Source organism: Nocardia carnea (assembly GCF_029869215.1).
GTDB lineage: Bacteria > Actinomycetota > Actinomycetes > Mycobacteriales > Mycobacteriaceae > Nocardia > Nocardia carnea_B.
Window position 1 is genome coordinate 1 of sequence record NZ_JARWPM010000439.1, and the last position, 3,191, is coordinate 3,191.

4 protein-coding genes are annotated in these 3,191 nt (G+C 64.7%); 2 read left to right on the forward strand and 2 right to left on the reverse strand.

The genetic code is table 11. From position 1 onward, the window contains the following. Positions 1–209 precede the first annotated feature (209 nt). The gene (locus tag QH276_RS33005; protein ID WP_068049976.1) at positions 210–566 is read right to left on the reverse strand and encodes a hypothetical protein; all 357 of its coding nucleotides are present in this window, start codon (positions 564–566) and stop codon (positions 210–212) included. 360 nt (positions 567–926) lie between these two features. After that, entirely contained in the window at positions 927–1,532 is a 606-nt protein-coding gene (locus QH276_RS33010) for a GNAT family N-acetyltransferase (protein WP_232110912.1), read from the reverse strand. Positions 1,533–1,566: 34 nt separating this feature from the next. Here QH276_RS33010 and QH276_RS33015 point away from each other — a divergent pair, with 34 nt between their 5' ends. Both QH276_RS33015 and QH276_RS35645 read left to right on the forward strand, forming a co-directional pair. Beyond that, a complete protein-coding gene (locus QH276_RS33015; protein ID WP_138456824.1) occupies positions 1,567–2,727 on the forward strand; it encodes a cytochrome P450 in 1,161 nt (386 codons plus the stop codon). Positions 2,728–2,816: 89 nt separating this feature from the next. Beyond that, a partial coding sequence (locus tag QH276_RS35645) for a GAF domain-containing protein (protein ID WP_432278812.1) occupies positions 2,817–3,191 on the forward strand: 375 nt, incomplete at its 3' end.

Below are 3,191 nucleotides of genomic sequence, written 5' to 3' on the forward strand. Positions count from 1 at the left end.
GGCAGTGATGGGAGTTCGGATGCCAAGTCGTCATCCGCATCGTTCCCCGGGCCTACGTACGCGCTCACCATGGAGATTCCTTATTCTCGACGTCACGGTATTTTCGCGATCGATATTATTATGATTCGACAGAGGGTGTTATATTCCTTGTGGTCCTTAATTCTGTGGTCGTTAATTCGAGATCTATCAAATTTGTGAATCGGGGGATTTCAGGCGGCCTTTTTGTTGGAGTTGAATTCTGTAGTTTCATCCAGGATTGATGAATTCTTCGGAGGTTGTGCCGCGTCTTCATTGCGTGACTCTTCTGCCGTGGTCAAGAGGCTGGACAGCAGGCGGGCAAGCTTGCGGGTATCGGGCGGGTCTCGGCGGGTGTCACGTACAGAAACGCGCTGCGCCCGTGGCTTCGCCTGGCTATCCCGATGTTCGACCCGACCGGCCGGATGCTTATCCGGGCGTGGCTCATCGGTTTCCGCAGGCACGGGCTCGACAGCGGCTTCGGTCGACGAGTCGATCGGGTCGTGCCCCGATGGCAGGTTCACTCCGATATGGGGGTCGGGTCGGTTCACGGTGGTCCTCCAGTGTCCAGATCTGTCCACCGGCACCAAGGCGGTGCCGAGGCGGCCTCTACGGGTAACTCCTCGTTTTCGGCCCCGGATTGGACACACCAACCCCCGTAAACCACTCCACCGACGGCCGGTGGAACGGCCGGATTCGACGTAGTGGCATGCCCGGAGGCCCTGCGTCGCGGCGATCGAAGCACACCTCGGCGCGGGTCCGCAGGGCTGTGTGATGGTTGCGGCCTTGAGCGGCAACCGTAGGCGTGGCCAGGCTCGAGGCGCTCGATATCAGCCCGGCGCCTCGCATCGGGCAATCGGCTTCTCCGGCTGGCTAGTTGTCTTCTCGCCCCGATTCCGGGGCTGGCGGCTTCACATGTTGATGGTCATGGCCCACATGGTGGGCCTGGCACCTACTGGTAGATGGAAGCTTTCAGTGGTCGCGAACCCCAGTCGCTGGTAGTAGGGGGTGTTGTCTTCCCGGGTGCATACGAGGTAGGCAGGGGTGGCGGGAGCCGATGTCAGGCGATCGGTGATCAGGCGTGTCGCGTAGCCGTGCCCTTGGTGTGCGGGTGAGGTTCCGATGTTGGCTAGGTACCAATGTTCGGGCTGGTGGGGGTGGTGTCGATCGAGGGTGCGCCGGACGGTGATCGCAGCGAATGTGCGGCTGGTGAGGGCGGGCAGAAGGTCGGGTGCGGCACGCAGGGTGGTGCTGACGGGTTGGTCCCATCGGGCGGGTGGGTCCCAGACGGCGACTGAGCGGATGACTCCGTCGGGGTCGGTGGCGACGCGAACTCCTCCGCCGGGGAGGTGGAAGTGGCGCAGGGAGGCGGTGAAGTACCTGGGCAGGGCGCGGTGGCGCTGCTGCGGGTTGGGCCAGATCGCGCTCATGAGCGGGTCGTCGCGGAAGGCGTCGGCGAGTACCTGGGCGCAGTCGGTGATGTCCGCGGTGGTGGCGGCACGGGTGGTGATCGGCACGGCGGACTCCTGATGGGTTGGCACACTGATGGGTATGAAGATGGGGCGGTGCCCGTTCACGGCGGGAATTCATGCGGTCGACGAACTTCACGAGGATCTCAGAACCAGTGAACCCGGTGTGCACGAGGCCGAGCTACCGGACGGGTCACCGGTGTGGGTGGTCACCGGATGGGACGCGGTGACCACACTACTGGCCGATCCCCGGATGTCGGCGGCCAAGGCCGACTCCACCACCGGCTTCCGAGGCCAGAACCTGCCCGCGGCATTGGAGGCGAACCTGCTCAATATCGATGGGGAGCAGCATCGACGTGTACGGAAACTGGCGGCCGAGGCGTTCGCGCCCGCACATCACGCCTCACAGGAACAGGTGGTGCGGGCTGCCGTGACGGAGTTGGTCGACGCATTGCCGGCGACTGGCGATATCGACTTGATGGGCGGGCTGTGCGAGCCGTTGCCGCCGCAGGTGATCGGCACCTTGCTCGGGTTGCCCGCCGACAAGCTCGATGCCTTCCGTGCAGCGGCCCGGCCTCTGTTCTTGATCGACACATCGACGCACGGCGCGGCGGTGCAGGGTGCGATGGGGACGATGTTGATGCTGGTGGCCGGGGTGATCGACGACAAGAGGCGCGATCCTGGCGATGATCTGCTCTCGCGCTGGCTCTCAGCCCGCGACGGGCAGGACCGTCTCAGTGAGGACGAGTTGATCAGTTTGGCGTTTGCCGTGATCATCGGCGGATTCGAGAACGTCACCTCGCTGACGTCTGCGGTGCTGGATGAACTGGTCCGGTACCGCTGCGAGGAGGCGCGCGAGTTACTGGGGTCACCGCCGGAGTTCGCCCGGCTGGTGCGCAAGGTGATGGGTGCCGTGGCGCCGGTGAACTATGCGCTGCGCCGGTTCCCGCTGACCGACATCGATGTCAACGGAATCCGAATCCCCCGAGGACACACCGTGATCTTGTCCCTGCGGTCGGCTCATCTCGACCCCGCCCGGCGGGAACGTCACGACCTGGTATTCGGACACGGTCGACATTTCTGTATCGGTGCCGCCTTGGCGGAGATGCAAGCCGTCCATGTCGCCCGCGCGGTCTTGGAGAAGTACCCGGTACTGAAACCGGTCAAGCCGCGCGAGCAGTATCTGTTGCGGCCGTCGTGGCTCACCTATGCCCTCGCGGAACTTTCCGTATCCACCGCGTGACCTGCGGTTCGAGCACCGTTGCGGCGCGCTGTTCTAAGATCGTTGAAAGATTCAACCAGGAAGGATCAGCGACCTCGGAGATCGACGCGATGCCGAAAAGCGGATGGACGCTCATCGAAACCTTGGAGCCGGGTCGGCTCACCGTCGTTGCGCGCGATCACGAAGCCCGAGATCGAACCTCCTTCGAGCGAGCCGTCACCGACCAGCTGGGAATCGGCAAAGCCCCAGGGCACGAGGCTGCACAATGGCTGGAAGCGCTGATCGCCGACATGCGGTCGCATCCCGAAGCGGCGGCCACGCATCGCGTCCTGCGCAACGGTCACACGGTCAGCGCCCGTCTCGTGCCGGTGATCGGGCCGGACAATGCGCTCCACGGCGCGCATGTGTGGTTTGGGGGCCCGGGGGGCCCCACCACCCACCCGCGGCGGGGGGGGCAGGCCGGAGACACGGGCGCCCCCCCGCGG